The sequence below is a fragment of the Arthrobacter sp. NicSoilB8 genome, from assembly GCF_019977355.1.
Taxonomy (GTDB): Bacteria; Actinomycetota; Actinomycetes; order Actinomycetales; family Micrococcaceae; genus Arthrobacter.
Genome location: NZ_AP024655.1, coordinates 2,667,072 through 2,692,327, shown reverse-complemented (window position 1 = coordinate 2,692,327; position 25,256 = coordinate 2,667,072). Strand labels below are relative to the sequence as shown.

Below are 25,256 nucleotides of genomic sequence, written 5' to 3'. Positions count from 1 at the left end.
GGACGTCAATATGAACCAGTACGTAGTCGCCATCGACCAGGGCACCACCAGCACGCGCGCCATCGTGTTTGACCACAGCGGCAGCATTGTCTCCTCGGGCCAGATGGAGCATGAGCAGATCTTCCCCCAGGCCGGCTGGGTGGAGCACAATCCCGCCGAAATCTGGAACAACACCCGCGAAGTGATCGGCTCCGCCCTGTCCAAGGCGAACCTGACCCGTCACGACATCGCCGCCGTCGGCATTACCAACCAGCGCGAAACGGCGGTTGTGTGGGACAAGACCACCGGCGAGGCGGTGTACAACGCGATCGTGTGGCAGGACACCCGTACCCAGCCGATCGTGGACGAGCTGGCGAAGGACGGGGGACCGGAGCGCTTCAAGCAGAAGGTCGGCCTGCCGCTGGCAACCTACTTCTCGGGCACCAAGATCAAGTGGATCCTGGACAACGTCGAGGGCGCCCGGGCCAAGGCGGAAGCCGGCGACCTCGTCTTCGGCAACACTGACTGCTGGGTGCTCTGGAACCTGACCGGCGGGACCGACGGCGGCGTGCACGTCACCGACGTGACCAACGCCTCGAGGACCATGTTCATGGACCTCGAGACGCTGTCCTGGGACCAGGAGATCCTGGACGCTTTCGGCGTCCCGGCCTCCATGATGCCGGCCATCAAGTCCTCCTCCGAGGTCTACGGCACGGTGCACACCTCCCAGCTGCTGCGCGAGGTGCCGGTGGCCGGCATTCTGGGCGACCAGCAGGCGGCCACGTTCGGGCAGGCGGCCTTCGACGCCGGTGAAGCCAAGAACACGTATGGCACGGGCTGCTTCCTGATCTTCAACACCGGCGAGGAAATTGTCCACTCCAAGAACGGGCTCCTGACCACGGTCGGGTACAAGCTCGGCGATGCGGCGCCGCACTACGCGCTGGAGGGCTCCATTGCCGTCACCGGTTCGTTGATCCAGTGGCTGCGGGACAACCTCGGAATGATCGGCAGCGCCCCGGAGGTCGAGAGCCTCGCCGCCGCGGTGGAGGACAACGGCGGCGTCTACATTGTGCCCGCGTTCTCGGGCCTCTTCGCGCCGTACTGGCGCTCTGACGCCCGCGGCGCCATTGTGGGCCTGACCCGTTTTGTGAACAGGAACCACATTGCCCGCGCGGCGCTGGAAGCGACCGCCTTCCAGACCCGTGAGGTGCTGGACGCCGTGAACGCCGACTCGGGGGTCCCGCTGACGGAACTGAAGGTCGACGGCGGCATGGTCGCCAACGATGCCCTCATGCAGTTCCAGGCGGACATCCTCGGCGTGCCGGTCATCCGGCCGAAGGTGGTGGAGACGACGGCGCTGGGAGCCGCCTACGCCGCCGGCCTCGCCGTCGGATTCTGGAAGGACCTGGGCGAGTGCTCGGCTAACTGGGCCGAGGACAAGCGCTGGGAGCCGCAAATGGAACAGTCCGAGCGGGACCGCCAGATGCGCCTCTGGAAGAAGGCCGTCACCAAGTCCATGGACTGGGTTGACGAGGACGTCAAGTAGCCGGACCCCGGTCCGGCGGGCACAGTCCCGGCTGACAACGAAGAGCCCCGACCAGGTTTTCCCTGGCCGGGGCTCTTCTTTGTCCCGGGTTACTCTGTCCGCGCCACGCCGCTCTGCATCGGATTTTGCCGCGCAGGCTTGTCCCGGGTCAGGGCGTTGACACAACGGCGCGTGGCGTCTTGGCGTACACATCCTTGCTGACCGTGTAGCCCCGGCGGTCGAGCTCCAGCGCACGGGCGTTGATTCTGGACAGCACCGCGCTGGTGAGCCTCGTGACCTTGACCAGGTCCAGGGACTCCCGGTCTTCGCCGCCGACGGCGGTCACTTTGATGAGCCCGGTCCCGGCCGAGTAGTACTTGCGCTGGTGGCCCGCACTGGGTGGGTCCAGCGGGTTGAATTCATCAATGACCATGACGTCGTTGTAGCACCCCGTGGGGACGCAGACCCGCAGGTGCTTGTCTTTGACCTGACCGCAGTCCAGGAAGTCCACCCTGGGAGCGTAGGCCTGCACGTAGGCCGGCGTGTTCCGGTGCGGCTCGGCCTGCATCGCGATGCCGGCCCGGGCCCTGTCGAGGCCGCTGATGAAGGTGCTGGGCGCGCCGACAAGCTTGCCGTTCTCGTACTCCTCCGGATACTCGCCGAACAGCCAGACTGCCCCTCTCTCCGTCTGGGCGAAGAACGCGAGCTCGGATTCCACGAGCTCACCGTCTGAGTAGTCCCGGTCCCAGACCACAATCGTCTTGACTCCGTCGATGACCTTGGTCAGCCCCGTGACAGTGCTGACCACCTTCCGAACACTCGTTCCGTCCGGGGAGACGACTTTCCCCGTGGTGGTGTACTGCATGCCGGGCCTGAGCTTGAGCCATTGGTTGTCGATCACCGGCTTTGCCGGGAACGCGGAACGATTGAACCTCAATGCCGAGCCGGGGCCGCACAGTTCCTGCGAACTGGCGGCCGCCGGCGCGGCAGAAGCCGCCGTGGCTGCCGTCGCCGCCGTCAGCGATCCCACCACCAACAAGAGCACGGAGCCGTAAGCGCTGAATCTCCTACTTCTTGCAGTCATCTTTCTGGCCTCTCATTGTTGGTGCTTGTTGCTATGCGGCCGGTACGGGTTCCGGCTGCCGGGGCCCGCGTTCACGCGCAGGGCCCTTCTTGGCGAACCGCAGATAGAGCGATGGAACAATGAACAGGTTCACCAGTGTGGAGGTCACCAGGCCGCCGAGGATCACCACCGCCATGGGATGTTCAATCTCATGGCCCGGGAGGTTTCCCATGACCACCAGCGGCACAAGGGCCAGTGCAGTGGCCAGGGTGGTCATCAGAATCGGCGACAACCGTTCGGACGCCCCCCGCAGCACCAGGGCAGGTCCGAAGGCCACGCCCTCGTACTGCTCCAGATGCTGGCAGTGGTTGATGAGCAGGATGCCGTTGCGGGCGGCGATACCCATCAGCGTCAGGAAACCGACCAGGGAACCCAGCGAGAGGATCCCGCCGCTGAGGTGGGCGGCAATCACGCCACCGACCAAGGCGACCGGCAGCGTCAGGAGGGCCAGGACGGCCAGCCGCCAGCTCCGGAACGCCGCCTGGAGCAGGAGGAAGACCACGACAACCGCGCCGATCGAGTAGAGCAGCAGTCGTTGCGAGGCGGCCTGGCGTTCGGCGTATTCGCCGAGGACAACCGCTTCGTATCCGACCGGGAAATCGATCGACTCCATGTCGGACTTCAACTTCTCCACAACCTTGGCCAGATCGCCTTCCTTGACGTTGGCACTGACATCAATGCGTCGGGATCCCTCGGAACGCTCAATGACATTGGGCGTGGGTTTGACCGAGATCGTGGCGACATCAGCCAGCCGGATCCTTTGCCCGCCCGGTGTATCGAGCGGTAGATTCTCAATGCTCGTGACACTGGTACGAATCTCCGGTGCGCTCCACACCTGGACGTCGTAGGCTTTGCCGTCCCGGTAGACGTCGCCGACTTCTTCGCCGGAGACCAACGTGGCTGCGGCACGGCGTACGTCGCCCGGTTTCAGTCCGTACCGATTGGCGGCCTCCAGATTCACTTCCACGTTGATCTGCGGAATGCTGGTCTGGAGGGCGACCTTCGCACCAATGGCACCGTCAATGCCGCCCAGGATGCCCTTGATCTTGTCAGCTTCCTGGCGAAGCGTCGCGAGGTCGTCTCCATACACCCGCACGACGACGGCGTAGCCCGTGCCTGTGAGCACCTCGCGGATGCGTTCCTTGAGGTAGGTCTGGACGTCCCGGACGATTCCGGGGTAGCCATCCACCACTTCCTGGATGGATGCCAGGGTCTTCTCGTAGTTCACGGAGGGGTCGACGCTGATCCAGTTCTCACCGAAGTAGACGCCCACCACCTCGTCGGCGTTGAAAGCCTGCCCGATGTGGGACCCGCAGTTGTTCACTCCCGGGATGGTCATGAGCTCCTTGCAGGCCAGTTGGCTGACCCGGACTTCCTCGGCGTTGGACGTGCCAGGCTGTGTGAGCCAGTGCATCAGGAAGTCACGCTCCTTGAACGACGGGAGCAATGATTGGCCCAACAACGGTGCCGCCACAATGCCGATGACCCCCAGGGCGCCAAGGGCAAGGTATCCCGGCGCGGGCCTGCGGACCATGGGGCGAAGCAACTTGCCGTACCAGCGCTTCAGTACCCTGACTACCGGGGGGTCCCGGTCTTCCAGCTTGGCGTTGCGGAGGAAGATGTAGGCCATCGCAGGGGTGACGGTGAGTGCAACCAGCATGGACGCAAACACCGCGAGGGTGTAGGAGATTGCCAGCGGCCGGAAGAACGCGCCGGTCAGCCCGTCCAGGAAGAAGATCGGCACCGTGGCGGCGACGATGATCAAGGTCGCGTACACAATAGGTCCGCGGACCTCCAGTGAGGCATTGACGACCACGCGGGCGGTGCTTTCGGTCCCGCCGCTGGCGCGGTGGTGTCGGAGTCGCCTGACGATGTTCTCGACATCGATGATGGCATCGTCCACCACCACCCCGACGGCGATCACCAGCCCCGCAAGCACCATCGTATTAATAGTGCCTCCGGTCCAATAGAGCACGAGGGCCGCTGCCATCAGCGACAACGGGATCGCCGTCACGCTGATCAGCGCTGTCCGCCACTGGAACAGGAAAACGCTGAGCACCAGGACCACCAGGAAGCAGCCCAGCAGAAGCGCGAGACTCAGGTTGCCGAGCGACTCCTCGATGAATGAGGCAGGCCGGAACAAGGTGGTGTCCACGGCAATCCCGGTCAGGCCGGGCTGCAGTTCCTTGAGGGCCTCCTCCACACCACGGGTGACTTCGAGGGTGTTGCCCCACGGCAGCTTTTCGACAATCAGCATCAGGCCGGGGCCGCCATTGATCACCGCGTCACCGATCAGCTGCTGGTGGTCCTCCACGACGTTCGCCACGTCGGCGAGCCGCAGGGGAGGCTGTCCCTCGCGGTCCTCCAGCGCCACCTGGGCAAGTTCCGCCGGCGAGGTGATGGCTTGTACGTGCCGGATCCCAAGAGACTGGTTCGGCGTTTCGAGCGCCCCTCCGGTGCCGATGAGGGCGCCCGGGGAGTACTGCAGCAGGCCCGCGTCCAAGGCGTCGGAGGTTGAGCTCATCACGTTTTCCAAGGTGACGTTGTGGGCTGCCAGCCTGGCCGGATCAACCTGCACCTGGAGCATCTGGAGGCGTTCGCCCCAGATGGCCACGTTGGCGACCCCCGGAACGCGCAGCAGATGAGCCCTGATGTTCCAATAGGAAATCATGGACATCTCGATGAGCGACCGGGTGTCCGAGGACAGGCCGATCTTCATGACGCGGCTGGTCGAGGACAGAGGCTGCAGCATCAGGGGAGGGGCAGCCCAGGTGGGCAGGGTCGGGATGACCGTTGCCATGCGCTCCGACACCAGTTGCCTGGCGGTGAGCAGATCCGTGCCGTTCTCGAATTCCAGCACAATCGACGAGAGCTGGGGGACTGACTTGGATCTCATGTGGTCGAGGCCATCGATGCCGTTGAACGCCTCTTCCATGGGAACCGACACCAGTTCTTCGACCTCGGCGGCGGTGAGTCCCAGGCAAGCTGTCTGGACTTCGACTTTCGGCGGCGCGAATTCGGGGAACACGTCCACCGACGCGCTGCTGAGCTGCGCGCCGCCGACGATCATCAGCGCGGCAGCCAACGCGATGACGATCGATCTGAACCTGAGGCTGGCTGCGATTATTCGACGCATGTCATTTACCCGTGTTCAACTCGGCGCCAAATAGTTCAACGGCGCCGACAGTTACCACCGGAGTCCCCACGGCCGGGCCCTTGCTGGCCGTGACCACTCCGGCTTCGACTTTGCTGACGGTCACGGCTTGGCGCTCGAACACCCGCGGGGCGGGGTTGGTGTAGACCCAGGTCTTGCCGCTGGCGTCATACAGCAGCGAGGCGTAGGGCAGCAACACGTCGGTTCCGGCGCCCGCCTTAGCGGGTTCCGTCTTCAAATCGATGCGTGCCAGACCGTGTTCGGTCAGGGTCAGCTTGGCGATGCCGGTGGTAGCGTTCTTCTCCACCTTGACAGGGGCCGCACCAGCCACCGCTGCTGGTGTCACCGCGGTGGACTGCGCGCAAGCCGGGAGGCTGAAGAGAGTGACGGCACAGACTGCGGCCGCCACGGCCAGACGGAGTTGGGGCTTTTGGCTGGTCATTTTACTTCCACCTTTTCCTGCGTATCGGGCTGAACGGGTACCTCGGCTTCGTAGACTTCGGCCCATTCCTCAGGGGCGGATCGGGGTCCGAACCAGAGCGCGAGGAGGGGGAGTACGAAGATCCCGATGAGGGTTGTAGTGATGAGTCCGCCGATAATGATCAGGGACATCGGCCCCAGGAGGGCGCCGCCCACGGCGCCGCCGAAGAGTCCCGGCGGAATCAGGATCGCCGCCGTGACGAGGGCGGACTTCAGGATGGGCGATACCCTGTCCCTGGCTGCCAGCATGACGATCTTGTCGGGGGAGTCCTGCGGGGCTGCCCGCCACAGCTCATCCGCACGGGCCGAGAGCAGGGCCGCGTTGCGTCCGGCGACGGCCAGCACCGCGGCAAACGCAGTGAGCGCCAGCACGGTAATTGCCTCGCCGAGGATCCACGCTGCAACGGCAGCGCCGGCCAGCGCCGCCGGCAGTGCCAGGAAGATGGCGAGGGCCAGCTTCCAGCTGCGAACCGCCGCCTGGAGCAGGAGGAACACGCCGAGAAGGGCAGCAGCTGCGAGCCAGAGCAAAAGGGCATCGGCGGCCTGCGCCTGGGCGTACTTGGTCGGGATTTCGGCGTGATATTCCAGCGGGAACTGGATCTGCGCGATGGCGGCTTCAATATCGTGCTGAATGTCGGCCAGCGGCCGTCCGCTGACGTCGGCCACGACGTCGATCCTGCGCGAGGTGTCATCGTGCATGATCACGACTTCATTGGGGACGAGCCGAACATCGGCGATCTGGCCCAGCTGGACCTGGCCACCGTTCGGCGTATCGAGCAGAAGTTCGCGGATGCTGGTCAGGTCATCCCTGACGTCCACTGCTCCGCGGACCACAACCTCAAAGACCTTCTGTTCTTCGAAGAGGTTGCCGACCACGATGCCCTGCATGAGGGCAGCTGCTGCGCGCCGCGCGTCGCCGGGCTTGATCCCGATCTTTTGCGCCGCCTCGAGGTTGACCTCGACTTCGACGATGGGCGTCATAGCGCTGGCGTTGATGGTTGGGTTCTGCACGCCGTCGATTTTCTCGAGAGCCTTGCGGACCTCTTCGGCCTTCTCGCGCAGGACCGGCATCTCGGTGCCGTAGACGCGGACTGCGAATCCCGGATCCATGCTGGTGCGCTGTTCGCCAATCTTCTGCTGGGAATAGTTCACGACGTTGTTGGCGATGCCCGGGTAGCCTTGGACGATCGAGCGGACCGCCTGCTCAGTCTCGCTGAAATTGGCATCCGGTGTGATCGTGACCCAGAGTTCCGCGGAGCTGTTCCCAACAACCTGGTCGGAGGAAATGGCGCGGCCTATATGCCCGCCGACTCCCGAAACACCCGGGAGGGTTCGCAGCTCATCGGACGCCTTCGACGCCAGCCGGCGGACCTCGTCGTTGGACGTGCCGGCCATGGAGTCCCACTGCACCAGGAGCGTCCGGTCCGGAATAGTGGGAACGACCGCGCGGTTGCCGACCACCTGGGACGCGGCGGCGAGTCCGAGCAGGCCAACGACGGCGACGGCAACTATGCCCAGTGCGCGGCGTGAACGTGCGCCCTCGAGCGCCCGGTCGTAGTAGGACCTCGCCCTGATGGCAGCAGGTGAGTCTGCCCGCGGGGCAGTCTCACGGGGGAGCAGGAGATACGCGAGGACCGGTGTCACGGACAGGCCCACCAGCAGCGACACAGCAAGTGTCAGCGCCATGGACCAAAACAGTGGCTGGAAGAACGCGCCGCCGACTCCGGGAACGAACAGCGTTGGAATCAGCGCCACGGCCATGATGAGGGAAGCGTGGAACAACGGTGTGCGGACGCCGCGGACCAGTTGGACCAGGCGGAACCTGATGGTGGCATCAGTCTCGGTCTCGGTAGTCCGCAAGGGCCGGCGCCGTTGCGCCTGCATATCCTCCACGATGTCGCCCACGATCACGGCGGCAGCGAGCATGATGCCGGCGAGGATCGAAATATTCAGGGTCGATTCAAGCAAGTAGAGGACGACCCCTGCGGCCATGACGGTGGTGGTGATGGCCACGAGGGCGATCAAGGCGACACGCCAGGAGCGGAAGAGCAGCCAGAAAAGCAGGACGGCGATCAGGAGGCTCACGAGCAGTGCCACGCCAAGGCCGTCGACGGCATCTTGCAGGAACGACGCGGGCCGGAAAACGGACGTATCCATCTGGATTCCGGAAAGCCCGGGCTGCATATCGTTCAGCGCAGCCTCGATATCCTTGGTGACCTGCAGCGCGCTGGTCCCGGGGAACTTCTCCACGACGAGCAAGAGTCCTGCATCCTGGCCAACGACCGCGTCGCCGATTAGCGGCTGGTGGTCCGCCTTCACCTTGGCGATATCACCCAGGAGCATGGGCGAGCCGGCGTCCTCGACGCTGACCTTGGCCAGGTCGGCGGGTGTCCGGATGGGCAAGACGTGCTGGATGCCCAGACGCTGGCTCGGTGACTCCACGAACCCGCCCGTGCCGGGTGTCGACGCCTCCAGGAAGGTCAGCGGAGAAACCCAGACGGCGTTGCCCGCGGTCTTGATGACCTGTTCGAGGGTGATGCCCTTGTCACGCAGCTGCGTGGGAGTGACCTCGACCTGGAGCTGCTGCTCGCGCTGGCCCCAGATCGAAACGTTGGCGACACCCGGAATGCCGATCAAACGCGGCTTGATCTTCCATCGGGCCAGGACCGACATTTCGATGCCGGAGAGCTGCTTGGAGTTCATCCGGACCATAAGCACGCGGCTGGTTGACGACAGCGGCTGCATGATCAGCGGCGGCGCCGAGACGTTCGGCAGCGCGTGCGCCTGGGTCATGCGTTCGGCCACGAGCTGGCGCGCGCGCAGCAGGTCCGTGCCCGGCTCGAACACAAGCTCGATCGAGGACAGGCCGGGTACGGACTTGGATCGGATTTCATCGAGCCAGGCCACCCCGTTGAGCAGGTCGGCCTCCATCGGAGAAGTGATGAGCTGCTCGACTTCGGCAGCGGAGAGGCCGAGGGCCTCGGTCTGGATCTCGACGTGCGCGGGGGCAAACTCGGGCATGGTGTCGATGGCCACGTGGGGGACGTTCACTACTCCGAAGGCAATGAGTCCGGCGGCCATGGCCAGAACCAGGATGCGGAACTGCAAACTGAAACGGGTGATCCAGCCGAACATGGCTAGCCCAGTTCCAGGGGGCCGCGGTGGTGCCAGCGGGCAGCGGGGGTTCTTGGTGGTTGTGCAGAGGTAATGCGCAAGTGACTCATGACAGGCTCCTCAACCTGAGACCATTTGCGAATCCCCCCAAGAGATCCCAATTACTGATCTTTATCGAATAGTGTTCCCGTTCGAATCGTTTGGCAAGATCGAAATTACTAGGCCATCTACCGGTTATTCACAGTTCTCTCCCAGTTAAGGACGCTAATGTTCGGGTTTCTGCGGCAAACCTCGCAATAATCGTCGCTCGATAGCGGTTCCTACCCGAGTAATACGTGATTTTTCACCTGCGGTTCCCGGAAGGCTACCGGACTACCCATCGTGAATACCTGCCCAAGCTCTCTCACCAGAGAGAGTAGGTACTGCTATTCCCTAGGTGTTGCCTTTGTAACAATTTCGGCACAGTGGCCCGCATGGTGGCCAGCGCCTGGCGCCACCGCGCCAGGCTTCCATGCCGCCACTGTGCCGCTCCCGGGCGCGGCCGGGCTGTCGGTTCAGCGCGAAACCGTTCGAGGGGCTAAAGTGGTCCTATGCGCGCTGTGCTCCTGCTTAGTTAGCCGCCCGGCATCCCGAAGAGTCTTCGAACAGAGAGACTCGGATTGCCGAGCGGCGGCCCCTCCATGTCGAGGGGCTTTTGTGTGTCTGGGGCCTGTTTCGGGCCGGCGGGCAGCAGGACAGCAGCAGTAATACGTAAGCACAACAACGAGTCCGGGCCGGTCAACCGGCCTTGACGGTGCAGACTTGAAGGTAGACAGGCCTGGCGGCAGGCGGGCCTGAAGGTACACAGGCTTGACATAACAGGCCGCATAGAACAGAAGAGGCCAGCAGTGAGCGTTCAGCCGGAAACACAGACCGGATCACCAGCAGCCGCGGCGGAGGGGCCCGAGGAAGGCGCCTACAGCTTCGCTGCGATGGAAGCCAAATGGCCGCAGGTCTGGGAAGACCTGAAGGTCTTCACGCCGCTCGACGACGGCTCAAAGGAACGCCGTTACGTGCTGGACATGTTCCCGTACCCGTCCGGTGACCTTCACATGGGCCACGCCGAGGCATTCGCCATGGGCGACGTTGTGGCCCGGTACCTCCGCCAGCAGGGCTATGACGTGCTGCACCCGATCGGCTGGGACTCCTTCGGCCTGCCCGCGGAGAACGCCGCGATCAAACGCAACGCCCACCCCAGCGAGTGGACGTACGCCAACATCGACACCCAGGCGGCGTCGTTCAAGCGTTACGCCATCTCGGCTGACTGGTCCCGCCGGCTGCACACCTCGGACCCGGAGTACTACCGCTGGACCCAGTGGCTGTTCAAGCGCTTCTACGAGCGCGGACTGGCCTACCGCAAGGATTCGCCGGTCAACTGGTGCCCCAAGGACCAGACCGTCCTGGCCAACGAGCAAGTGGTCAACGGTGCCTGCGAGCGGTGCGGCACGCCTGTCACCAAGAAGTCCTTGAATCAGTGGTACTTCAAGATCACCGACTACGCGGACCGTCTGCTCGATGACATGGACGAACTGCGCGGGCACTGGCCCGAGCGCGTCCTGGCCATGCAGAAGAACTGGATCGGCCGCTCCGAAGGTGCCCACGTCAAGTTCGTGGTTGAAGCCGACGGCGGCAAACCCGCCAAAGAGGTCATGGTCTTCACCACGCGCCCGGACACCCTCTACGGTGCCACGTTCTTCGTCGTCGCCGCCGACGCGCCGCTCGCCGTCGAACTCGTCACCGACGAGCACGCCGCGGCCCTGGACGCCTACCGCGAACAGGTCAAGGCACTGTCCGAGATCGAGCGCCAGTCCACCGAGCGGGAGAAGACCGGCGTCTTCACGGGCCGCTACGCGACCAACCCGCTCAATGGCGAGAAGCTGCCCGTCTGGGCCGCCGACTATGTCCTGGCCGACTACGGCACGGGCGCCATCATGGCCGTCCCGGCCCACGACCAGCGCGACCTCGACTTCGCCAAGACCTTTGACCTGCCCGTCCGGGCCGTTCTGGACACCGGTGAGGAAGACCCCGCGGTGACGGGCACCGCAACCGCCGGTGAGGGCACCCTGATCAACTCCGGCGCGCTGGACGGGCTGCCGAAGGCCGAGGCCATTCCGGCGGCCATCGAAATCCTGCGTGAGCTCGGCACGGGCGAAAAGTTCGTGAACTTCCGCCTGCGCGACTGGCTGCTGAGCCGGCAGCGGTTCTGGGGCACCCCGATCCCCATCATCCACTGCCCGGCCTGCGGCGAGGTCCCGGTCCCGGACGACCAGCTGCCCGTGACCCTCCCGGCAGACCTGCGCGGAGAGGACCTGTCCCCGAAGGGCACGTCCCCGCTGGCAGCTGCCGAGGCCTGGGTCAACGTCGAATGCCCCGGCTGCCACGGCCCGGCCAAACGCGACACGGACACCATGGACACCTTCGTGGACTCGTCCTGGTACTTCCTGCGCTTCGTCTCCCCGGAGTACACCGAGGGCCCGTTTGATCCCGCTAAGATCAACGACTGGATGCCGGTGGGCCAGTACGTCGGCGGCGTCGAGCACGCGATCCTGCACCTGCTGTATGCGCGGTTCTTCACCAAGGTGATCCACGACCTCGGCATGATCGACGCCGACGAGCCCTTCCGGGCGCTGCTGAACCAGGGCCAGGTGCTTAACGGCGGTAAGGCCATGAGCAAGTCCCTGGGTAACGGCGTCGACCTCGGCGAGCAGCTGGACAAGTTCGGCGTGGACGCCGTCCGCCTGACCATGATCTTCGCCTCCCCGCCGGAAGACGACGTCGACTGGGCGGACGTATCGCCGTCGGGCTCCGCGAAGTTCCTGGCCCGCGCCTGGCGGCTTGGCCAGGACGTCACGAGCGAACCCGGCGTCGACTTCTCCACCGGTGACCGTGCCCTGCGCACCGTCACCCACCGCACGATCGCCGACGCTCAGTCCCTGCTGGACCACAACAAGTTCAATGTGGTCGTGGCCAAGTTGATGGAACTGGTCAACGCGACCCGCAAAACCATTGACTCAGCCGCCGGGGCCGGCGGCGCGGATCCCGCTGTCCGCGAAGCCGCGGAAGCCGTTGCCGTCATCCTGAGCCTGTTTGCGCCTTACACCGCCGAGGACCTGTGGAACGTCCTGGGACACCCGGCGTCAGTGGCCAATGCCGGCTGGCCCACGCACGACGACGCCCTGCTCGTGGAGGACACGGTCACGGCCGTTGTCCAGGTGCAGGGCAAGGTGCGGGACCGCCTCGAGGTTTCACCGGACATCTCCGAGGATGAACTGCGCGAACTGGCGCTGGCCTCGGACAACGTCCAGCGTGCCCTCGACGGACGCGCCCTCCGCACTGTGATCGTGCGGGCGCCTAAACTGGTCAACATCGTCCCGGCATAGCGGGACGTACCAGCCAGACGCTGGCCGCCGGCACATGCCGGCGGCCGGCGCTGACAACGTCACCGGCACGGATTGTGCGGCCGGACGTTTAGCCCACGCGTCCCGATAGCAGGAGGTCCGTCGTGCCAGACCGCGAGCCGCCAGGCTGGCCATGGCTGCGCGAGCGGCTTGTCCGCCTCCGGCAAGGCCCCCGGGCCGGTGTCCTTCCCGAGCCCGTGCCTGCCGCCGTCGTGCAGGTTGCTGTTGTCACGGACTCCGCCGCGGCGCTGCCCGCAGACTGGGTCCGCGCTTTCACCGCTGACGGCAGACTCACCGTTGTTCCCATGCCCGTCATGGTGGGCGCCGAGATCTACGGCGAGGGTGAGGACGACATCGCGGAGACGATCGCCGTCGCCCTTGCCAGCGGCAAGCCCGTCAAGACCTCCCGTCCCTCACCCGGGCAGTTTGAACACGCCTACCGGGCGGCTGGCGCACGCGGCTTCCGGTCCGTTGTCTCAATTCACATTTCCGGCGAGCTCTCCGGGACCGCCGACGCCGCGCGGCTGGCAGCCGAACGGGTCGGCATCCCCGTCGAGGTCCTCGACTCGCGGACGGTCGGAATGGCCCAGGGGATGGGCGTGCAGGGCGCCGTTGTCGCGGCGGCGGACGGCAGGACCGTGGCCGAGGTGAAGGCCTTTGCCCAGGACCGGCTGGACCGCACCAAGGTGTACTTCTATGTTCCGAGCCTGGAGCAGCTGCGCCGGGGCGGCCGGATCGGAGCGGCCGCCTCATTGTGGGGGACCGTGTTCTCCATCAAACCCATCCTTGCCGTTGACGACGGCCGGATCATCCCGCTTGAAAAGGTCCGGTCCGCGGCGAAGGCGATCGCGCGGCTGGAAGAAATCGTTGCCGCTGATGCCTCGGCCCGTCCGGCCGGGCAGGCGCGGCTGGCCGTGCACCACTTCGGCAACCAGGCGCAGGCCGAGGAGCTTGCCCGGCGGCTGGCGGCAGCGTTGCCGGCCTGCCCGCCGGCGCAGATCAGCTCCCTCCCGGCCGTCCTGGCCGCGCACGCGGGGCTCGGCGTGCTGGCGGTGATCGTGGGGGAGGGCAGCACCCCCGGAAGCTCCGGCCCTAGCGGTGCCGGCGGCGCCGCTATCGAGGACGGGAAACGGGCCGCGACGGAGCTGGACGGCGGGGAATCGGGCCGCGGCCGGACAGCTGCCCGGGCTGGCGACTAGTGCCGGAGTCTATCCGTGATGAACGAAAGGCTGGCCGGGAGCGGGCGCTGGCGGTAAAGTCACTGCACCGAACCACAGCGTACCGGAGGCCGCCATGGCAATGCAGGTGCACCACGTAGCCCAGCTCGATCGCGACGTTGCGGAAGAGGTGACCAAATGGCTGAAGTACCTCAAGGGCCAAGTGACCAGCGTCCAATTCCTGACTACCACCGTGCCGGATCCCAAAGCCCCGGACAAATGGCGGGTACAGTACGAGGCTTACATCACCTATCAGCAGTGAGCCCCGGCCGCTAGCAGTGGCTCAGGACGTCGACGCGGGCGTCTGCGACGGCGCTAGCCCGGATGTCGGCTGCGGCGTCTGCGAGGGCGTCGGTGTCGGCGTCGGTGTGGGTGTAGGCGTGGGTGTGGATGTCGCCGCGGGCGTCGGCTGGGACGTCTCTGTGGGTGTCGGTGCGGGCTCGGGGTGGAGCGTCTCGACGGGTGTCGGGGCGGGCGCGGGTTGGAGTGTCTCGACGGGTGTCGGGGCGGGCGCGGGTTGGAGTGTCTCGGCGGGAGTCGGCGCCGGTGCAATTGCCGGCGACGGCGCCGGCGTAGTTGTCGCCTTGAGCGTCTGAGAGGGAGCGGGCGCCGGCTGGAGAGCCTCCGGCGGCGAAAGCGGAGGCGTCGGGGTGGGATCCTGTGGTGGCGCGGGCTGGGGCACCTGCGAGGGAGACGGGGAGGGAGACGGCGAGGGTGCCGGCTGACTCGGACTGATGGTGTAGCTGGGCTGCTGGCCTGAGCCGTTGACCCAAAGGGCTGCGGTCACCTTGCGGGCATTCCCGGGCTCCACCCACCACAGCACCTGGACGTTGCAATGATAGACAACCGTCACGTTGGCAATCGCACCCGTCGCCGGAACGGAGTGGATGGACGTGGCAGCGTGCTTGGTGGTCCAAATAAAATTCTGGTCGGCACTCATGCCCGCCGTGCCGTCCACCGTCACGTGGGCTATTCCGTACAGGCCGTGCTGCGGACAGAAGCTTTCGTCAACCGCAAAGTTGACGATCTGGGTTGAGCTGGCCTGTGTGGTCTCCGACATCGCATCTGACACCGAACCGGCTACCGCCGGCGGAGGCAGGATCATCGCGCCGCCAAGGGCCATGGCGGCCGCCGGCCCAAACAACCACTCCATTGCACACCAGCTTTCGTCGCCTGGCGGACTCCCAGGCGATCAGGGTTGCCCCCAGCCGGCAAAGTTTTCTCGATTGGTTGCAGACGTTACCACCGGTCCATAGTGTGCACCACCGTAGGGAATACTTGCCCGAGGCCGCGAAACTACGCGAATTACGTAGGTATTTCCACATACCCGCTGGCCGGGATTTCTGGGTAGTTGCGGGTGTCCTAGTGTCGGTTCCATGTCACGCCGAAACTCGGGAGCCGCATCTGCCGTGGGCGCCCGGATTGCGCGGGAACGCCTGGCGGCAACGCTTGGCGGTGCCGGGGAAGCCGCGGATTCCGGGGACTCCGGGGACTCCGGGGACACGACGGAGGTTCGGGGCCACCCGGTTGCCGGGGACTCCGCGCATGCTTGGGATGACGCGGATGCTTGGGATGACGCGGATGCGCGGAAATCCTTGGACGCTGACAGGGAGGCGCGGCGCCCGTCAGGTCTGCTCGGGATGGAGGTGCCGGCCCCCGGTCTTCCCGGCTTGGCCCCACAGTCAAATTCGGCCGATGGTGAGCGCCGCCGCCGATCTGGCGACGCCGCACACCACTCGGCTTCACTCCCCGGGCACCGCAGGGACGGAGGGCTGGCGCTCTCCGCACGGGTGAGGGTCCGGACGGGCGCGCGGGCCGCGGCGCTGCTGGGTGTCCTCGCGGTCGTGCTGGGCGGATATTTCTGGTGGCAGGCCGGCACTGGGGGCGCCCTGGTGGTGCCGCTCAACGAGTCGGCGCCCGCCGCGGCAACGGCATCCGGTGAGGCGGCAGGCGCCAGCGGCGCGCCGTCGGGAGGCGGTGCCAGCGCGGCGCCGGAACGAATCATGGTGCATGTCGCCGGAGCCGTGGCAAGGCCGGGAGTGGTCCAGTTGCCCGCGGGCAGCCGGGTTCACGAGGCGATCACGGCGGCCGGCGGGGCCACTGACTTGGCGGAACTGGACAGGCTCAACCTTGCAGCCGTGCTGGAGGACGGCCAGAAGGTCCTGGTGCCGGTACGAGGCGAACCCGACCCGCCCGGCCAGTCCAGCGGGGGGAGCGCCGCTCAGCCGGGTTCGGGCACCGGTGGCCCGAACCCGGGCATCGGTGGGGGAAAGATCAACCTCAACACCGCCGGCGTCGAGCAACTAGGGACCCTTCCGCGTGTCGGTCCCGTCCTGGCGCAGCGCATCGTGGAGTGGCGTCAGCAGCACGGAAGATTCAAGACTGTGCAGGAGCTCGATGCAGTTGACGGCATCGGTCCGAAGTTGCTGGAAGCCCTTCTGCCGTTAGTCGGCGTCTGACATGGCACGGCATGGCGCCGGGAAGGCGCGGGCTGACACGGCACGGGCCGACGTGGCGCTGCCAGACGTGAGCGGGACCGGTGCGCCGGTTGCTGCGTCGCGCCGACGCAGCCGCTGGCAGCGGTATGTCGACGCGGCGGTCCTCGCCCGGGGGCCCGGGGAATACGGTGGCCCGGAGGCCGGCGGCCGGGATCGCGTTGCCGGCAAGGCCCTGGCGGAAGTCCGCAGTCAGCAGCTGGGCGGCTCCACGCTTCCGGGCAGCGAAGCGCACCGCCCCGCGGGGTCCGCGGCACCTCGGGATGAACCCCTCACCGGCCACCTGGCCGGGCGCCTCATTGGTCAGCCACCCGACCGCCTTGCCGGTCACCCAGCCGAACGCCTGATCGGCCACCTAGGCCGGACCCTGCGGCCCGGGCCCCCGCGGGTCGGGGCGCTTCGCCGCGACCCGACGGACCGGAAACGGCGGACGGATCTTCGTCTCGTGCCGCCCGCCCTCCTGGTCTGGGGGAGCGCCGTTGCCGGAAACTGGTGGTCGCCTGTGGAACTGGCCGTCCTCTGCGCCGGCATGGCGGCGGCCGCGGGAGTCCTGCTTTTCTTGGCCGGGCGGGCCAAAGCAGGGCCCGCCACCGCCGTTCGGGGACGTGGCCGGCGTGACGGCACCAGCCGGGACAGCACCGGCCGGGAAAGCACCGCCCGCGATAGCCCCGGCCGGAGAGGCGCCCGGCGTGACGGCGCCAGCCGGGACAGCACCCGCCGGGAAAGCACCGCCCGGGATAGCCCCGGCCGGAGAGGCGCCCGGCGTGGCCCGCGCCTGCGGCTTGCCCGGCGCAGCTTTCGCGCCACCCTGGCTGTAGCCCTGCTACTCGCCGTCGGGGCGGGCGCACATGCAGCCGTCGGGGCCGCCCGGCGGCATGACGGCGCGATCGCCGAGGCGGTAGCTGCCCGCGCGCCACTGTGGTCGCGGAACTGGAGATCGCCGGAGCCCCGCGGCGTCTCAGGACTCCCGGAGCCGGCGGGCTGGCGGACCGCTGGGCAGTCCCGGTAACGCTAAAGGTGATGACGTCCAGAGGATACGTTGTCGCCGGAGACGCCCGGCTTGTGGTCATGGGTGGAGCGGCGTGGCAGCATGCCGCCCCGGGCCAGCGCCTGCGCACCACCGGGAAGCTCCGGCCCGCGGCCCCGGGCGAGCCTGACGCCGGGATTCTTTCTGCCTCGTCCGCCCCGGCCGTGCTGAGCGGCCCCGGGCAGTGGCAGCAGGGCCCCGCCGGGCTGCGCCGGGCCTTCACTGCCGCGGCGGCACCGTTCGGGGGCGACGCCGGCGGCCTGCTTCCCGGCATGGTCACCGGCGACACCAGTGCCCTGGACGCTGATCTGGAGGCAGCCATGAAGACAGTGGGGATGACGCACCTGACCGCCGTCAGCGGTGCGAACTGCAGCCTCATCCTGGGAACGCTGCTCCTAGCGGCCCGCACGCTGCGGTTTCCGCGTGGGGCAGCCGCCGCGATCAGTCTCGCGGGGCTCGGGCTGTTTGTCCTCATGGTGGGGCCCGACCCCAGCGTGCTGCGGGCCGCACTCATGGGAGGCATCGGGCTAACATCCCTTGCGTTTGGCCGGACGGGGCGCGGGCTCAGCCTGCTGTGTCTTGCCGTCATCGGCCTGGTGTTGGCACAGCCGGTCATGGCCGCAAGCTTTGGATTCCTGCTCTCGGTCCTGGCGACGCTGGGAATTGTGGTCACGGGACGTCGCATCATGGACTGGCTTCCGGCAGCGGTACCGCGCTGGGCGGCTGCCGGCCTTGCCGTGCCCCTGTCCGCGCAGCTTTTCTGCGGTCCCGCGATCGTGTTGCTGCAGCCGCAGTTCGGCGTGTACGCCTTGCCCGCCAACGTGGCTACGGCGGCGCTCGTGGCGCCGGTTACACTGCTCGGAACCGGCGCGGCGGCACTCCTGCCCGCCCTTCCCGCCGCCGCAGAGCCCCTGATGGCGGCCGCAGCCCTCTTCGCGGGCGGGGTGGCGGGGATCGCCCGCTTCTTCGCGAGCCTCCCGGGCGCCGCTTTGCCCTGGCCTGAGGGGGTCTTTGGCGCAGCCACCATGGCCCTCTTTTCCGCGACGGTCCTGGCCGCGGTATGGCTGGCTCTGCACCCGTCAGCCGTGGTTCGGGCGGTGCTGGCGGCTCACGCGCGGATCGTTGCCGTGCTCGAAGACCGGTCCCAACCGAGTCGGCGTCATGACGGGCGGCCAGTCGCCCGGCAGGCCGTCCGGCGCAGCTTGGAGCACCGGTCCGGGCGTGGGACGCTTAGAGTCCGCAAACCAACTTCCGAGAGGAATCACGAGTGGCTGCTGCCCAGACCCAACGGCCCAGGACCTCGGCGTCGAAGAGCGCCACCTGGCGCGACGTGACACCCGCTGCCGTCGTCCTGGTGGGCGGCCCGGAAGACTACTTGGGCGCACGTGCCATGGACCGTGTCCGTGCGCAAGTCCGCGAGGCGGCGCCGGATGTCGAAATTACCCGGCTAAACGCCGGCAGCTACACGGCCGGGTCGCTGGCCATGAATGTCAGCCCGTCGCTCTTTGGCGAGCAGAAGCTCATCGAGGTCGAAGGGCTTGAGGCGATGAACGATGCGTTCCTCGCCGATGCCCTGAAATATGTGGCGCAGCCGGAACCGGACGCCGTGCTGGTGCTCCGCCATGGAGGGGGAGTCCGCGGCAAGAAGTTGCTGGACGCCATCAAGGCCGCCGGCTGGCCCGTTGTTGACTGCCAGCCGCTCAAGAAGGACGCCGAAAAGATCGCCTTCGTCACCACGGAATTCAAGGCAGCCTCCCGGCGCATCGATCCCGACGCAGTGCACGCCCTCGTCAATGCGGTTGGCGCGCACCTCGCGGAACTCGCGGCCGCCTGCAGCCAGCTGATCGCTGACGCCACCACGGGTGTGGATGCCGCCATGGTGGACAGGTACTACGGCGGCCGGGTCGAGGCCACGGCCTTCAAGGTCGCCGACGCCGCGATGGCCGGCAACGGCCCCCTTGCCCTCTCCACGCTTCGCCACGCCCTCGCCACCGGCGCAGACCCGGTGCCGATCGTGGCTGCACTGGCCTCCAAGCTCCGCTCCCTGGCCAAGGTGGCAGGCGCGCAGGGCTCGTCCTCGCAGATCGCCAAACAGCTGGGCATGCAGCCGTGGCTCGTCGAACAGGCCCAGCGCGAAGTCCGGCGCTGGACGCCCGAAGGGCTGGTCCGCTCCATCCAGGTCACGGCCGAGGCCGACGCCCAGGTCAAGGGCCTCTCCCGGGATCCTGTCTATGCCGTGGAACACGCCGTCACGGTGATTGCCACCTCAGTCCGGGGTTCCTGACCGGCGGGGTTCCAGACAAAGGTGGTTCCAGACAAACCGCGTTCCAGACTCGCGCGGTTGTTGACCTGCGGGGTTCCCGGTGCGCCCGAAAGCCCGCCGAAGGTCCCGCCGTCTCCAAGCGTCGCGGGGTCACCTAGCGCCCATGTTGGGCCCCGGAATGGGCCGAAGGTGACTCCGCGTTGCTTCAGCACTCTGTGAAGCAACCACGGTTTAACTGGATGTGGCCGGCACCCATCGGGTGCCGGCCACAATCATCAGTTCAGGTGAACTGGAAAACCTTAGAGTGCGTTGACCTTCTTGGAGATCGCGGACTTGCGGTTTGCAGCGTTGTTCTTGTGAAGAACGCCCTTGCTGACAGCCTTGTCCAGCTTACGGCTGGCAGCAAGCAGAGCAGCAGATGCAGCATCCTTGTCGGTGGACTCAACGGCGGTGTTGACGGCGCGGATGGCAGTCTTCAGCTCGGACTTGACTGCGTTGTTGCGCAGGCGAGCCTTTTCGTTGGTCAGGATGCGCTTCTTCTGGGACTTGATATTAGCCACGTGTGAACTCTCTTTTTCAATGCGGAAAATGGTCTAGAGGGCTTTCAGATTGGCCATTGACTGAGCGGCGTGGGGATACCTATGGCGACCAACCATCTGTGGCCGTCGACCTGCACGGACACACAGCTGTAAATAATAGCAGAGATGGCGCCGCAGACACGATTGCGGCGGCGATCCTCCGCCATCACCGGCGGCTGGCCGGTCAGCTCCAGCCGTTGCGCTGCCGCAGGGCCGAGGCGACGAGGTTGAAGCGGCCCGCGTCAAGGATCGCCCCTTCACGCCGGATGTCCTTCGCATTGATCTGCAGAACCCGGTCCAGCTTCGCCTCGCTGGGCCGGCCCTGGCGGTCCCAGGGGCCCGTGCCGATGTCCACGTAGTCCTCGGAACGGCGGGAATCGCCGTCGTGGTCCTTGCTTGTCAGCATCAGGCCCAGCAGATACCGGCCGGTGGTGCCCACCAGCAGTACCGGCCGGTCCTTGCCCTGGGAATGGTCCTCTTCATAGGGCACCCAGGTCCACACGATCTCGCCAGGCTCGGGCCGGCCGTTCGGTGAAGGGGCATAATGGACGGCTGCCCGTCCGCGGAAGTCGCCGGGATATTTGACGGTGAGTCCGGTGGCCGGGGCGGAACCCGCGGTGCGGGTCGGAGCGCCGGGCCGGGGCGGTGCCGGCCGCCGCTTGCCCGCCGCCTTTCCCGCCGGCTTTGCGGCCGGCCCGCGGGTAGTACCCGGTGCGGTGCCGCCGAGTTTGTCCAGGAAGCGCACCGCGTCGCGGACTGCGTTGCCGATCGAGCGTAAGTTCCAAGCCATGGGGAAACCTTACCCGGCAACCGCTGCCGAGACGGGGCGGGGTGGGGCGGGGCGGGGCGTGGGCGGCGCGGGGCGGGGTGGGGCGGGGAGGCGGCGGCAGAGCATACTGAGGCAAGTAGCAGGCGTCTGGCGGCGACAGGCCCGGGGACTGCGCCGCGCACGGGGAATCGCCCGGCGGATCCGGGGGACCGAACAGCGTCCGCAACGGAAACCGGTAATGCACTGCCACGGGCCCGGACGTGGGAGACTATAGGAACAGAATTGCGCCACGTCGCAGGATGGGAAACCAGCATCCGCGCCGATCCGTGGAACAGCCAACCGTAATGCCAACAGTAAGGACCCTGCGTGTCTCCCATGGCCCGCACCGCCCCGGTGCCCGCCGCAACAGATCCGGCCATCATCCGGAACTTCTGCATCATTGCGCACATTGACCACGGCAAATCCACACTGGCCGACCGGATGCTCCAGTACACCGGCGTTGTCCAGTCCCGTGACATGAAGGCCCAGTATCTGGACCGCATGGACATTGAGCGCGAACGCGGCATCACCATCAAGTCCCAGGCCGTCCGCATGCCGTGGGAGCTCGACGGCGTCAGCTACGCGCTGAACATGATCGACACCCCCGGGCACGTTGACTTCACCTACGAGGTCTCCCGCTCACTCGCGGCCTGCGAAGGTGCGATCCTGCTGGTGGACGCGGCCCAGGGCATCGAGGCCCAGACCCTCGCCAACCTCTACCTGGCGATGGAAAACAACCTCACGATCATCCCGGTCCTGAACAAGATCGACCTCCCGGCAGCCCAACCCGAGAAGTACGCGGCGGAACTCGCCAACCTGATCGGCGGCGACCCGGACGACGTCCTTCGTGTCTCCGGCAAGACGGGCATGGGCGTCGAGGTCCTGCTGGACAAGATCGTCCGCGACCTTCCGGCCCCCGTGGGCGATCCGAATGCCCCCGCCCGCGCCATGATTTTCGACTCGGTCTACGACACCTACCGCGGCGTGGTCACCTACGTCCGCGTGGTCGACGGCATGCTGCACCCGCGCGAACGCATCCAGATGATGTCCACCCGCGCCACGCACGAACTCCTGGAGATCGGCGTGAGCTCCCCGGAACCCACCCCCTCCAAGGGCCTCGGCGTCGGCGAAGTGGGCTACCTCATCACCGGTGTGAAGGACGTCCGCCTGTCCAAGGTGGGCGACACCGTCACCAACCTGGCCAAGCCGGCCACCGACTCCCTTCCCGGCTACGCGGACGCCAAGCCCATGGTCTTCTCCGGCCTGTACCCGCTGGACGGAACGGACTATCCGGTGCTCCGCGATGCGCTCGAGAAGCTGATGCTCAACGATGCCGCGCTGGTGTACGAGCCGGAAACCTCGGCCGCCCTGGGCTTCGGCTTCCGGGTGGGCTTCCTGGGCCTGCTGCACCTGGAAATCACCCGTGAGCGGCTCGAGCGCGAGTACAACCTGGACCTGATTTCCACCGCCCCCAACGTGGAATACGAGGTGACGCTGGAAGACAAGAAGGTCGTCCACGTCACCAACCCCAGCGAGTACCCCACCGGAAAAGTCGCCGAGGTCCGCGAGCCGATGGTGTCCGCCACCATCCTGGCGCCGAACGAGTTTGTCGGCGCCATCATGGAGCTGTGCCAGAGCCGCCGCGGCGTCATGGGCGGCATGGACTACCTCTCCGAGGACCGGGTGGAAATCCGGTACCGCCTGCCGCTGGCCGAAATCGTCTTCGATTTCTTCGACATCCTCAAGTCCAAGACCCGCGGCTACGGGTCCCTGGACTGGAAGGCCGACGGCGATCAGGTGGCCGACCTGGTCAAGGTGGACATCATGCTCCAGGGCGAGCAGGTGGACGCGTTCTCCGCGATCACACACCGCGACAAGGCCTATGCCTACGGCGTGATGATGACCAGCAAGCTGCGCGAACTTATCCCGCGGCAGCAGTTCGAGGTGCCCATCCAAGCTGCCATCGGCTCGAGGATCATCGCCCGTGAAAGCATCCGCGCCATCCGCAAGGACGTCCTCGCCAAGTGCTACGGCGGTGACATCACCCGGAAGCGCAAGCTGCTGGAAAAGCAGAAGGAAGGCAAGAAGCGCATGAAGATGGTGGGCCGCGTCGAGGTCCCGCAGGAAGCCTTCATCGCAGCCCTGACCACGGACGAGTCCAAGGACAAGGCCAAGAAGTAGCGGTGCTGGTAATGACTGCTGCCGCAGCGACGGCGGGCCGGGCCCGTGCCTAGCGTTCTTCCCCTCGGCGACCCCGCGCCGCCGGACGGGCTCCTGCCCGCCCAGGCGGGCGAGGGTGCGGATCAGCGTGCCTTCGGGCTCTATGTGCACATCCCGTTCTGTGCCGTCCGCTGCGGGTACTGCGACTTCAACACCTACACTGCCACCGAGCTCGGCGGCGGGGCGTCGCAGGACGCCTACGCAGCCACCGCGGTCTCTGAGGTGGAGTTCGCCGGACGCGTCCTGGCGGCGTCGGGCCTGCCCGAGCGGCCGCTGAGCACCGTCTTCTTTGGCGGCGGCACGCCCACGCTGCTGCCGGCGGAGGATCTGGCGCGCATCCTCACCGCCGCGATCGGAGCCTGGGGCCTGCAGCCCGGCGCCGAGGTGACCACGGAGGCCAACCCGGATTCCGTCACCCCCGAATCCCTGCAGCTGCTGGCCGACGCCGGGTTCACCCGGGTCTCTTTCGGCATGCAGTCGGCCGTTCCGCACGTCCTGAAGGTCCTGGACCGCACCCACACGCCCAGCCGGGTGCCCGAGGTGGTGCGGTGGGCCCGCGATGCGGGCCTCGCGGTCAGCCTCGACCTCATCTACGGGACGCCCGGGGAGTCGCTGGAGGACTGGCGCTACTCGCTCGAGACGGCGCTGTCCTACGCCCCCGACCACATCAGCGCATACGCGCTGATTGTCGAGGACGGCACCAAGCTTGCGGCGCAGATCCGGCGCGGCGAAGTGCCGGAAATCGACGACGACGACCACGCCGCCAAATACGAACTCGCCGACGATCTGATTTCCGCCGCCGGGCTCGCCTGGTATGAGGTCAGCAACTGGTCCCGCACCCCCGAACAGGCCTGCCGGCACAACCTCGCCTACTGGCGCGGGGACGACTGGTGGGGCATCGGGCCAGGGGCGCATTCGCACGTCGGCGGCGTGCGGTGGTGGAACGTCAAGCACCCCACCGCCTACGCCAACCGCCTCGGCGCCGGTGTTTCGCCCGCCGCCGGACGCGAAACGCTGGACACCGAAACCCGCAACGTCGAACGCGTCATGCTCGAGGCCCGCCTGAACTCCGGACTCGACATCCCGAGCCTCGGCGGCCTGGGCGACACGGGCCGGCACGCCGTCGCCGGGCTGATCGCCGACGGCCTGGTGGATCCCGCGGCCGCCTTCAAGGGGCGGCTGGTCCTCACACTCAAGGGCCGGCTGCTGGCCGACGCCGTGGTCCGCAGGATCCTGCCGGACTAATAAGCCGGGGACATTCTGCCCGGGCCCGGCACCATGCCCCGGGCCGCACCCTCCCACGACACACAAAGAGCCGGCCGCTACGCCCTGACGGGCAGCGGCCGGTTCTGCTGTTGGGAGACGTTGTGGGGGACGGGTCTTTGGATCCGGCCCGGACTACTTGATCCAGCGCAGGTTGAACTCGTAACGGTGCGGCTGGCCGCGGTTGACGTGGATGCCTGCCGCCACCGAGAAGCAGGTCACGGCGATCCAGATCACGGTGGCGAGCACGGCAAAGAGGTTGCCTACCACGGGGATGAAGACCAGCAGATTGGCGAGCACCGCGGCGATCGTCGGCGGCAGTGTGAAATTGAGGGCTTCCTTGGATTCCTGTGCCGTGAACGGGCCGCGGTCCTTGAAGATGAGGTAGATCAGCAGCGAGGGCACGCAGCCCAGGATGCCGCCGAAGTGCGCCAGCGTGGCCCACTGCCGGTCCTCGCTGGCCGTCAGCGGAAGCGCATTTGCCGGAACGCCATGGTACGGGGGCTGGTCATGGCCAGCCTTGTTGTCCGTGTGTTCGCGTGCGTTATCTGCCACGGTGTAGTCCTTTGGATT

The 25,256-nt window shown here is 66.8% G+C and carries 18 protein-coding genes; 10 read left to right on the top strand and 8 right to left on the bottom strand.

The window, feature by feature from the left end; translation table 11 throughout:
- The first annotated feature begins 10 nt into the window (after positions 1-10).
- Positions 11-1,525, top strand: coding sequence for a glycerol kinase GlpK (gene glpK, locus LDO15_RS12105; protein ID WP_223979097.1), 1,515 nt, complete (start codon positions 11-13; stop codon positions 1,523-1,525).
- A 148-nt stretch (positions 1,526-1,673) separates the two neighbouring features.
- On the opposite strand, the gene LDO15_RS12100 is transcribed toward glpK, so the two are convergent.
- The 4 genes from LDO15_RS12100 to LDO15_RS12085 are packed head-to-tail and all read right to left on the bottom strand — an operon-like array spanning position 1,674 to position 9,396.
- On the bottom strand, positions 1,674-2,588 hold the full coding sequence (locus LDO15_RS12100; protein ID WP_223979096.1) for a hypothetical protein: 915 nt from the start codon (positions 2,586-2,588) through the stop codon (positions 1,674-1,676).
- A 31-nt stretch (positions 2,589-2,619) separates the two neighbouring features.
- Positions 2,620-5,763 carry an efflux RND transporter permease subunit gene (locus tag LDO15_RS12095; RefSeq protein WP_223979094.1) on the bottom strand — a complete coding sequence of 1,048 codons (3,144 nt, stop codon included), beginning with the start codon at positions 5,761-5,763 and terminating at the stop codon, positions 2,620-2,622.
- 1 nt (position 5,764) lies between these two features.
- Positions 5,765-6,223, bottom strand: coding sequence for a hypothetical protein (locus LDO15_RS12090; RefSeq protein ID WP_223979092.1), 459 nt, complete (start codon positions 6,221-6,223; stop codon positions 5,765-5,767).
- Positions 6,220-9,396: an efflux RND transporter permease subunit gene (locus LDO15_RS12085; protein ID WP_223979090.1), complete on the bottom strand. Its 3,177-nt coding sequence runs from the start codon at positions 9,394-9,396 to the stop codon at positions 6,220-6,222. The genes LDO15_RS12090 and LDO15_RS12085 overlap by 4 nt, the downstream gene beginning before the upstream one ends.
- Positions 9,397-10,262: 866 nt before the next feature.
- Here LDO15_RS12085 and leuS point away from each other — a divergent pair.
- From leuS to LDO15_RS12070, 3 genes are all read left to right on the top strand, one after another.
- On the top strand, positions 10,263-12,794 hold the full coding sequence (leuS, locus tag LDO15_RS12080; protein ID WP_223979088.1) for a leucine--tRNA ligase: 2,532 nt from the start codon (positions 10,263-10,265) through the stop codon (positions 12,792-12,794).
- A 122-nt stretch (positions 12,795-12,916) separates the two neighbouring features.
- A complete protein-coding gene (locus tag LDO15_RS12075) occupies positions 12,917-14,011 on the top strand; it encodes a DegV family protein (RefSeq protein ID WP_223979086.1) in 1,095 nt (364 codons plus the stop codon).
- A gap of 100 nt (positions 14,012-14,111) precedes the next feature.
- A complete protein-coding gene (locus LDO15_RS12070) occupies positions 14,112-14,291 on the top strand; it encodes a hypothetical protein (RefSeq protein ID WP_223987315.1) in 180 nt (59 codons plus the stop codon).
- Positions 14,292-14,301: 10 nt separating this feature from the next.
- Here LDO15_RS12070 and LDO15_RS12065 read toward each other — a convergent pair whose 3' ends face one another.
- Positions 14,302-14,802, bottom strand: a complete 501-nt coding sequence (locus LDO15_RS12065) for a hypothetical protein (RefSeq protein WP_223979084.1) — start codon at positions 14,800-14,802, stop codon at positions 14,302-14,304.
- Between the two features lie 1,017 nt (positions 14,803-15,819).
- Here LDO15_RS12065 and LDO15_RS12060 point away from each other — a divergent pair.
- Genes LDO15_RS12060 through holA form a run of 4 tightly spaced genes read left to right on the top strand, consistent with a single transcriptional unit; the run spans position 15,820 to position 19,835 of the window.
- Positions 15,820-16,488, top strand: coding sequence for a helix-hairpin-helix domain-containing protein (locus LDO15_RS12060; protein WP_223979082.1), 669 nt, complete (start codon positions 15,820-15,822; stop codon positions 16,486-16,488).
- Between the two features lies 1 nt (position 16,489).
- Positions 16,490-17,533 (top strand): hypothetical protein, encoded by a 1,044-nt coding sequence (locus tag LDO15_RS12055; protein WP_223979080.1) that lies wholly within the window; start codon positions 16,490-16,492, stop codon positions 17,531-17,533.
- An 11-nt stretch (positions 17,534-17,544) separates the two neighbouring features.
- Positions 17,545-18,885, top strand: a complete 1,341-nt coding sequence (locus LDO15_RS12050; RefSeq protein WP_223979078.1) for a ComEC/Rec2 family competence protein — start codon at positions 17,545-17,547, stop codon at positions 18,883-18,885.
- The gene (gene holA / locus LDO15_RS12045; protein ID WP_223979077.1) at positions 18,819-19,835 is read left to right on the top strand and encodes a DNA polymerase III subunit delta; all 1,017 of its coding nucleotides are present in this window, start codon (positions 18,819-18,821) and stop codon (positions 19,833-19,835) included. Before LDO15_RS12050 ends, holA begins: the two co-directional genes overlap by 67 nt.
- A gap of 278 nt (positions 19,836-20,113) precedes the next feature.
- On the opposite strand, the gene rpsT is transcribed toward holA, so the two are convergent.
- Positions 20,114-20,374, bottom strand: coding sequence for a 30S ribosomal protein S20 (rpsT, locus tag LDO15_RS12040; RefSeq protein WP_120950174.1), 261 nt, complete (start codon positions 20,372-20,374; stop codon positions 20,114-20,116).
- Positions 20,375-20,576: 202 nt separating this feature from the next.
- Positions 20,577-21,182 carry a type II toxin-antitoxin system PemK/MazF family toxin gene (locus LDO15_RS12035; RefSeq protein ID WP_223979076.1) on the bottom strand — a complete coding sequence of 202 codons (606 nt, stop codon included), beginning with the start codon at positions 21,180-21,182 and terminating at the stop codon, positions 20,577-20,579.
- Between the two features lie 345 nt (positions 21,183-21,527).
- Here LDO15_RS12035 and lepA point away from each other — a divergent pair, with 345 nt between their 5' ends.
- Together lepA and hemW are read left to right on the top strand one after the other, a co-directional pair.
- Complete coding sequence (gene lepA / locus LDO15_RS12030) at positions 21,528-23,381, top strand: translation elongation factor 4 (protein ID WP_223979075.1); 1,854 nt, start codon at positions 21,528-21,530, stop codon at positions 23,379-23,381.
- A gap of 45 nt (positions 23,382-23,426) precedes the next feature.
- A complete protein-coding gene (hemW, locus tag LDO15_RS12025; protein WP_223979074.1) occupies positions 23,427-24,665 on the top strand; it encodes a radical SAM family heme chaperone HemW in 1,239 nt (412 codons plus the stop codon).
- Between the two features lie 153 nt (positions 24,666-24,818).
- On the opposite strand, the gene LDO15_RS12020 is transcribed toward hemW, so the two are convergent.
- Complete coding sequence (locus tag LDO15_RS12020; RefSeq protein ID WP_223979073.1) at positions 24,819-25,238, bottom strand: DUF4870 domain-containing protein; 420 nt, start codon at positions 25,236-25,238, stop codon at positions 24,819-24,821.
- Positions 25,239-25,256 lie beyond the last annotated feature (18 nt).

What these genes read in the sequence shown, in the direction of transcription:
- glpK (WP_223979097.1), top strand. Translation starts at nt 11, where the DNA reads ATGAACCAGTACGTAGTCGCCATCGACCAGGGCACCACCAGCACGCGC.
- LDO15_RS12100 (WP_223979096.1), bottom strand. Translation starts at nt 2,588, where the DNA reads ATGACTGCAAGAAGTAGGAGATTCAGCGCTTACGGCTCCGTGCTCTTG.
- LDO15_RS12095 (WP_223979094.1), bottom strand. Translation starts at nt 5,763, where the DNA reads ATGCGTCGAATAATCGCAGCCAGCCTCAGGTTCAGATCGATCGTCATC.
- LDO15_RS12090 (WP_223979092.1), bottom strand. Translation starts at nt 6,223, where the DNA reads ATGACCAGCCAAAAGCCCCAACTCCGTCTGGCCGTGGCGGCCGCAGTC.
- LDO15_RS12085 (WP_223979090.1), bottom strand. Translation starts at nt 9,396, where the DNA reads ATGTTCGGCTGGATCACCCGTTTCAGTTTGCAGTTCCGCATCCTGGTT.
- LDO15_RS12070 (WP_223987315.1), top strand. Translation starts at nt 14,112, where the DNA reads ATGCAGGTGCACCACGTAGCCCAGCTCGATCGCGACGTTGCGGAAGAG.
- LDO15_RS12055 (WP_223979080.1), top strand. Translation starts at nt 16,490, where the DNA reads ATGGCACGGCATGGCGCCGGGAAGGCGCGGGCTGACACGGCACGGGCC.
- LDO15_RS12050 (WP_223979078.1), top strand. Translation starts at nt 17,545, where the DNA reads ATGACGTCCAGAGGATACGTTGTCGCCGGAGACGCCCGGCTTGTGGTC.
- LDO15_RS12035 (WP_223979076.1), bottom strand. Translation starts at nt 21,182, where the DNA reads ATGGCTTGGAACTTACGCTCGATCGGCAACGCAGTCCGCGACGCGGTG.